Raw genomic sequence first — 6,954 nt, 5'->3', positions numbered from 1 at the left:
CAAAACCGGGGCCTAAACCTGTTTGTAGACTGCAACGCAATGGATTGATTGCGATTTTCGATTGGAGGACAACGCGATGGCTTTGAGAAAAATTTTAGAGGCGGGGGACGATTCCCTGCTGAAAAAGAGCCGCCCTGTGACGGAGTTTAACGGGCGCCTGCGCCAGTTGCTGGACGACATGGCGGAGACGCTGACGGATGCCAGAGGCGCAGGCCTAGCCGCGCCACAGGTGGGCGTTTTGCGGCGGGTCTGCTTAGTGCTGGACGAGGATTCCGAGGAGTATATCGAGTTGATTAACCCGGAAATCACATTACAGGATGGAGAGCAGACCGGTCTTGAGGGCTGCCTGAGCCTGCCGGGGAAATGGGGCATCGTCACTCGGCCAGACCATGTGCGGGTCCGAGCGCAGGACCGGGAGGGAAATTGGTTTGAGGTGGAGGGCGAAGGTCTGACTGCCCGGGCCTTCTGCCATGAGATTGAGCATTTGGACGGACATCTGTTCTCCGAGTATGTGGACCATTTTTTGACCGATGAAGAGTTGTCGGAGTATCTGGAGGACGAAGAGTCCGATGAGGACGAAAAAGCGGAACCGGAGGCGTAACACTGATGCGCGTATTGTTTATGGGAACTCCCGAATTTGCGGTGGCTTCTTTGAAAAGGCTGGCGGAAGACGGGCACGAGATCTGTGGAGTTGTCACCCAGCCGGATAAGCCTAAAAATCGTGGAATGAAGCTGATACCAACGCCTGTTAAGGGACACGCCATTACACTTGGACTTGACGTGTATCAACCGCAGAAAGCTCGCGATGGCGAGGCAATGGACCTTGTGCGTCGGCTTGTGCCAGAGTTGATTGTGGCAGCGGCCTATGGCAAGATTTTGCCGGAGGAGCTTTTAAACTATCCGAAATACGGCTCTATCAACGTCCACTCGTCCCTGCTACCTAAATACCGGGGCGCGGCCCCCATCAACTGGGCGATTTTAAACGGAGACGGGGAAACGGGCGTATCTATTATGTATATGGTGGACAAGCTGGACGCAGGGGATGTGATCTCCAAAGTCAAAACGGCCATCGGACCGGATGAGGACGCGCAGTCCCTGACTACCCGGCTGGCAGAGCTTGGGGCAGAGGCTTTGAGCGGGGCAATTGCGGCGATTGAAAACGGCACTGCGGTCCGGACTGTTCAAAACGAGGACGAGGCCACCTATGCGCCCATGCTATCCCGAGACCTTTCGCCCATCGACTGGACGAAGAGCGCCCACACCGTCAACTGCCAGATTCGCGGACTGAGTCCCTGGCCTGCTGCTTCCGCCGTGGTGGACGGACGAGCGATGAAAGTTTTCAAATCTTTGGAGACGGGGGAGAATGCCTCCGCCGAACCGGGAACAGTGCTTTCGGCCGATAAGCGAGGAATTGCCATTGTATGTGGAGATGGCAAGGTGCTTTACTTGACGGAAATACAGGCCGATGGGGGAAAGCGGATGCCCGCCGCCGACTATTTGCGGGGCCACCCCATTCAACTTTGAAACGAGGAATTTGATGCAAAACGATTATGCTTATTTCTTTGCGCACAATCTATACTGGGTTCTACTGATTCCCGTATTTCTCCTGTCTCTGTATGCGCAGGCGCAGGTTTCCAGCAGTTTTAACCGATACAGCAAGGAAACCAACCGCCGCCGTATGACCGGGGCCCAGGCCGCGGAGGCGGTGTTGCGGGCTCACGGGGTCACCGACGTAACAATTCATCCCACCCAAGGTCGGCTCACCGATCACTATGATCCCCGGACCAACGCCATCTATCTGTCTGAGAACGTGTACGGCGCGGCCACGGTGGCGGCTGTGGGTGTTGCCTGCCACGAGGCGGGGCACGCGGTGCAGTATGCCGTGGGGTACGCCCCTGTGCGGCTGCGCAATCTCATCATTCCCGTCACCAGCCTCGGATCCCGGTTTTCCTTTATCCTGCTGATGATCGGAATGTTGATGTACAGCCAATCTTTGTTTCTGGCGGGTATCATTTTGTTCGGAATCACTACGTTCTTTCAGTTGGTGACGCTGCCGGTAGAGTTTAACGCCTCCGCCCGGGCCATCGATACGATTGAGGGTGAGGGCCTGCTGGCAGAAGAGGAGATTGGGGGCGCGAAAAAGGTTCTGCGGGCGGCGGCACTGACGTATGTGGCCGCGCTTTTGACCAGCCTTTTGCAGCTTATGAGGTTCGTGGCCATTTTTGCAGCCCGGGGTGGCAACCGACGGGGAGGCCGCAGATGAGCGCCCGAGATACCGCCCTGCGGGTGCTGGGCGCCGTCTCGTCCAATGCCGCATGGGCGGACGCTTCTTTGAAAGCCCAGCTCCGGAGAGACGGCTTGACCGGCGCGGAGGCCGCACTGGCCACACGCATGGTTTACGGCGTTCTACAAAACCGCGCCCTACTGGATTTTTATCTGGGGGCCTACTGCTCCCAGAAGGTGAGCCATTTACAGATACCGCTTACGGACATTTTGCGTCTGGGCGCGTATCAGATTTTGTTTTTGGATAAGGTGCCGGACCGGGCAGCGGTGAACGAAGCCGTGGAGTTGGCTAAGAAAAACAAAAGGGGCGCGGCCTCTGGGCTGGTGAATGCTGTTTTGCGGAAGGTATCTTTGAACAGGGACACGCTTCCTGCCATCCCAGACAGGGACGAGGCGCAGTATCTTTCCATAAAGTACAGCCACCCTAAGTGGCTGGTAAAGCGGCTTTTAACGCTGCTGGGTCGGGAGGAAGCGGAGGCTTTCCTTGCTGCCGACAACGGTGTTGCGCCCCTGACGGTGCAGGTCAACACGCTGAAAACCACGCGGGAGGAGCTAACGACAAAGCTCACGGCAGCGGGAGTGGGCGTCACTCCGCACCCGTGGGTTCCGGACTGTTTGGAACTGTCCTCCTCTGGCGATCTGACTGCGCTGGAGGCGTTTGGACAGGGTGAGTTTTTCGTGCAGGACCCCGCCGCCAAGTTGGTGGGTCTGATTGCCGCGCCCGAAAAGGGGAAGAAGGTCATCGACGTGTGCGCCGCTCCGGGAGGAAAGTCCTTTGGCGCGGCGGTGATGATGGAGGACGGGGGCGAGATTTATTCCTGTGACCTCCATGAAAAAAAGCTGGTCCGCATCCAAGAGGGTGCGGCACGGCTGGGCATTACATCCATTCGGACCTTTGCCGCCGATGGGACGGTTTTTCGTTCGGAGTGGGCAGACAGCGCGGATGTGGTGCTGGTGGACGCGCCATGCTCCGGCCTTGGCATTATTCGCAAAAAGCCGGATGTTCGGTATAAATCCCCCGACGACCTGTTTACACTTACTGTAGCCCAGTCCGCACTTTTAGAAAACGCGGCGCGGTATGTGAAGCCCGGCGGTACGCTGATCTACTCAACTTGCACCGTGCTTCCGGAGGAAAACGCTCAGATTGTGGACGGCTTTCTCGCCGCACACCCGGAATTTTCTCGGGATAGCTTTACACTTCCTGGGCCTCTCGGGGAGCAGCCGGGGGAACTGACTCTCTGGCCCCACCGCCATGGGACCGATGGATTTTACATCTGCCGCCTGCGGCGCGCGGAAAGGGAAATCCCGCAATGATTGACTTGAAATCCCAAACGCTGGAGGAAATGACCCGCACTCTGAAGGAAATGGGGGAGCCTGCTTTTCGTGGAAAGCAAGTATTCTCCTGGCTCCATGGGGGCGCGACTTCCTTTGATGAGATGACGAACCTGCCAAAGTGTCTCCGGGAAAAGCTGGAGCGTACATGTATTCTCATACCGCCTGTGGCCGTGCGCAAGCAGGTTTCCAAGCTGGACGGCACCGTGAAATATCTTTGGGAGCTGAGTGACGGAAACTGCATCGAATCTGTTTTCATGCGCTATCACCACGGGAATACGGTCTGTATCTCCTCCCAGGTGGGCTGTTTGATGGGCTGCGCGTTTTGCGCGTCCACCGTGGCAGGAAAGGTTCGAAGCCTGACGCCGGCAGAGTTGCTGGATCAGGTGATTTTTACCCAGAAAGACGCCGGCCTGCCGATTTCCAACATTGTTTTAATGGGGATTGGGGAGCCGCTGGACAATCTGGACAACGTGCTGCGTTTTTTGGAGCTGGTGAACTGCCCGGAGGGGCTGAACATCGGCATGCGGCATATTTCCCTATCCACCTGCGGTATCATTCCCGGCATCGAGCGCCTTGCGGAGCTGGGTCTTCAGCTTACACTGTCCGTCTCTCTTCATGCGCCGGATGGGGAAACCCGTTCTAAGATCATGCCAGTGAACCGCGCTTATCCCGTGGAAGAGCTGTTCGCCGCCTGCCATCGGTACTTTCAAAAAACAGGACGGCGCATTTCCTTTGAATACGCTATGATCGATGGGGTGAATGATGCCGACTGGCAGGCCGACCTCATCGCGGAAAAGCTACGGGGAATGCCGGGGCATGTAAATCTTATCCCGCTGAACGACGTAGTGGAAAGCCCGTTCAAGCCGTCCAAACGGACAGCGGCATTTCAAAAACGGCTGGAGTCCCACGGCGTCACCGCCACAGTGCGGCGAAGTCTGGGTGGCGATATCGACGCTTCCTGCGGTCAGCTCCGTCGGAAGGCCATGGAAGAGAAGAAAGGAGTGTGACCGACATGCAGGTCTGGGGCATTACGGATGTGGGCCTGGTCCGCAAGGACAATCAGGATGCGTTTGCCGTGCGGGAGCGCACGGACAGCGGACACACTGTCTGCGTGGTATGCGATGGCATGGGCGGCACCGCCGGCGGCCGTCTGGCAAGCCATATCGCTGTGGATAGCTATATGCGAGAGGTACGGCGCGTTCTGCGGGAGGAAATGACGCCGGGGCAGCTCCGGGAGGCATCGTCCTTTGCGGTATCTCTTGCAAACCGGGCAGTTTGGGAGGCGGCACGGCAGAGCGAGGAGTTTCAGAACATGGGAACCACACTGGTAGCTGCCGTGGGTTACGGAGGCGGCGCTGTGGTGAGCAATGTTGGTGACAGCCGTGCGTATCATATTACAAAAGACTCCATCCAGCGGATTACGCGGGACCACTCATTGGTGGAGAGTATGGTGGAGCGGGGGGACATTACCGCTGAGGAGGCCCGCCGCCATCCAAAACGCAATTTGATTACCCGGGCGCTGGGGCCGGATGAGCTGATCGAGTGCGACGGCTACATATGCCCTATGGAGCCGGGGGAAATCATTTTGCTGTGCAGCGACGGATTGGTGGACACCGTGTCGGACCGGGAGATGCTGGATGAGGTGAACAGTTCCAAGACGGGAGAGGACTGCCTTGCAAGGCTTTTGGAACTTTCCAAGGAACGGGGCGCGAAAGACAATGTAACCGCCGTGCTGATGCGCGAACCGGACGGAAAGGAGGGTGTGTGACATGGTGGATTCCTATATCGGAAAAATGCTGGACAACCGCTATGAAATTTTGGAGCGTATCGGAACCGGCGGTATGGCCGTGGTTTACAAAGCCAAGTGTCACCGCTTGAACCGGTTGGTGGCAGTGAAGATTCTCAAGAGTGATTTGGCGCAGGACGAAGAGTTCCGCCGCCGATTCCACGCGGAATCCAAGGCTGTTGCCATGTTGTCCCATCCCAATATTGTTTCGGTGTACGACGTGTCCCAAAGCGCGGACGTGGAATACATCGTTATGGAGCTGATTGACGGCATCACCCTCAAGCAGTATATGGAGAAGCGGGCAAAGCTGGACTGGCGGGAGTCCTTGCACTTTATCACACAGATTATGCGTGGCCTTTCCCACGCCCACAGCCGGGGCATTGTCCACCGGGATATTAAGCCCCAGAACATCATGGTTCTGCGGGACGGTAGCGTGAAAGTGGCTGATTTTGGCATCGCGTGCCTTGAAAACTCTGCCCAGACCCTGACGCAGGAGGCTCTTGGCTCTGTCCACTATATTTCTCCTGAGCAGGCCCGGGGAGATCGGACCGACGCACGCTCGGACATTTATTCAGCCGGTGTGGTGCTTTATGAGATGCTCACCTGCCGTCTGCCATTTGAGGGGGATTCAGCGGTATCGGTTGCCATCCAGCATCTCAGTTCCATTCCGCTGGCGCCCAGGGAAATCGATGATGGTATTCCGGAGCCGCTGGAGCTGATCTGCATGAAGGCCATGGCCCCGGATCGGGACCGGCGGTATGATTCCGCCGAGGCCATGATTTTGGATCTGGATGCCTTCCGTAAAAACCCGGGCGTGGATTTGGACATTAACCCCAATGACCTTCGCCCGGAAGAGACTGACGAACCCACCCGCCCGTTGCGTACCGGTGCGGTGGTGGCGGCTGCTGCGCAGCACCACGCCGCACGAGAGCTTTCCCGCGAGCGGGAAAGCGGGCGAGAATACGGACGGGGCCGCGACCGAAAGTACAACTCGGATTACGACCGGGATCCGCCCCGAAAGGCGGAGGGAGAGCTATCCTCAAGCAAACGCACCGCGCTGATTGCCGGTGTGGTTTTTGTGGCGCTGGTGGCGGTGTTTTTCGTGGCCCGGGCCGTGTTGGGCTCCATGGAAGCGGGGGATAAATATACCGTTCCCAATGTACTGGGACTGACGGTGGACGAGGCCAATGCGCTTCCCGAAGTTGATGGAATTTTTACAATCAACGTGGTGAGCAAGGTTTACGACGACGCGCCTGTGGATGTGATTCTCAAGCAGGACCCGTCGGAGAACATGACGAAAAAAAGCAACCTCGTCATTGATGTCACCGTCAGTGCGGGAGAGAGGACCGACACGATGCCGGACGGCCTGATTGGAAAAAATATTCAGGTTGCAAAGGTGGATATGAAAACGCTTATCACCGATTTAAAGCTGGATATTCAAACGGTGGATGAGAGCAGCAACGACGTAGTGGCGGACGCCATTATTCGCACGGATCCGGAAGCGGGGGATATTCTGAAAAAGGGCGACACAGTAATACTATATGTCAGTA

Annotated in this window: 7 protein-coding genes; all 7 read left to right on the top strand. The window is 57.2% G+C overall.

Features of this window, described 5'->3' with window-relative positions; genetic code table 11:
- Positions 1–76: 76 nt before the first annotated feature.
- Entirely contained in the window at positions 77–601 is a 525-nt protein-coding gene (gene def / locus RT018_RS08145; protein WP_312940889.1) for a peptide deformylase, read from the top strand.
- A gap of 5 nt (positions 602–606) precedes the next feature.
- Positions 607–1,524 (top strand): methionyl-tRNA formyltransferase, encoded by a 918-nt coding sequence (fmt, locus tag RT018_RS08140; protein ID WP_312940887.1) that lies wholly within the window; start codon positions 607–609, stop codon positions 1,522–1,524.
- A 13-nt stretch (positions 1,525–1,537) separates the two neighbouring features.
- Positions 1,538–2,263: a zinc metallopeptidase gene (locus RT018_RS08135; RefSeq protein WP_312940885.1), complete on the top strand. Its 726-nt coding sequence runs from the start codon at positions 1,538–1,540 to the stop codon at positions 2,261–2,263.
- A complete protein-coding gene (gene rsmB / locus RT018_RS08130) occupies positions 2,260–3,597 on the top strand; it encodes a 16S rRNA (cytosine(967)-C(5))-methyltransferase RsmB (RefSeq protein WP_312940883.1) in 1,338 nt (445 codons plus the stop codon). The genes RT018_RS08135 and rsmB overlap by 4 nt, the downstream gene beginning before the upstream one ends.
- Entirely contained in the window at positions 3,594–4,625 is a 1,032-nt protein-coding gene (rlmN, locus tag RT018_RS08125) for a 23S rRNA (adenine(2503)-C(2))-methyltransferase RlmN (protein WP_312940881.1), read from the top strand. Before rsmB ends, rlmN begins: the two co-directional genes overlap by 4 nt.
- 5 nt (positions 4,626–4,630) lie before the next feature.
- Positions 4,631–5,386: a Stp1/IreP family PP2C-type Ser/Thr phosphatase gene (locus RT018_RS08120; protein ID WP_312940974.1), complete on the top strand. Its 756-nt coding sequence runs from the start codon at positions 4,631–4,633 to the stop codon at positions 5,384–5,386.
- Position 5,387: 1 nt separating this feature from the next.
- Positions 5,388–6,954: Stk1 family PASTA domain-containing Ser/Thr kinase (gene pknB, locus RT018_RS08115; RefSeq protein ID WP_312940879.1), on the top strand; the 1,567-nt coding region annotated here is incomplete at its 3' end.

Source organism: Oscillibacter sp. (assembly GCF_032060045.1).
Taxonomy (GTDB): Bacteria; Bacillota; Clostridia; order Oscillospirales; family Oscillospiraceae; genus Oscillibacter.
Note: the sequence above shows the minus strand (reverse complement) of the source record. Positions and strands in the feature narration are given on the sequence as shown.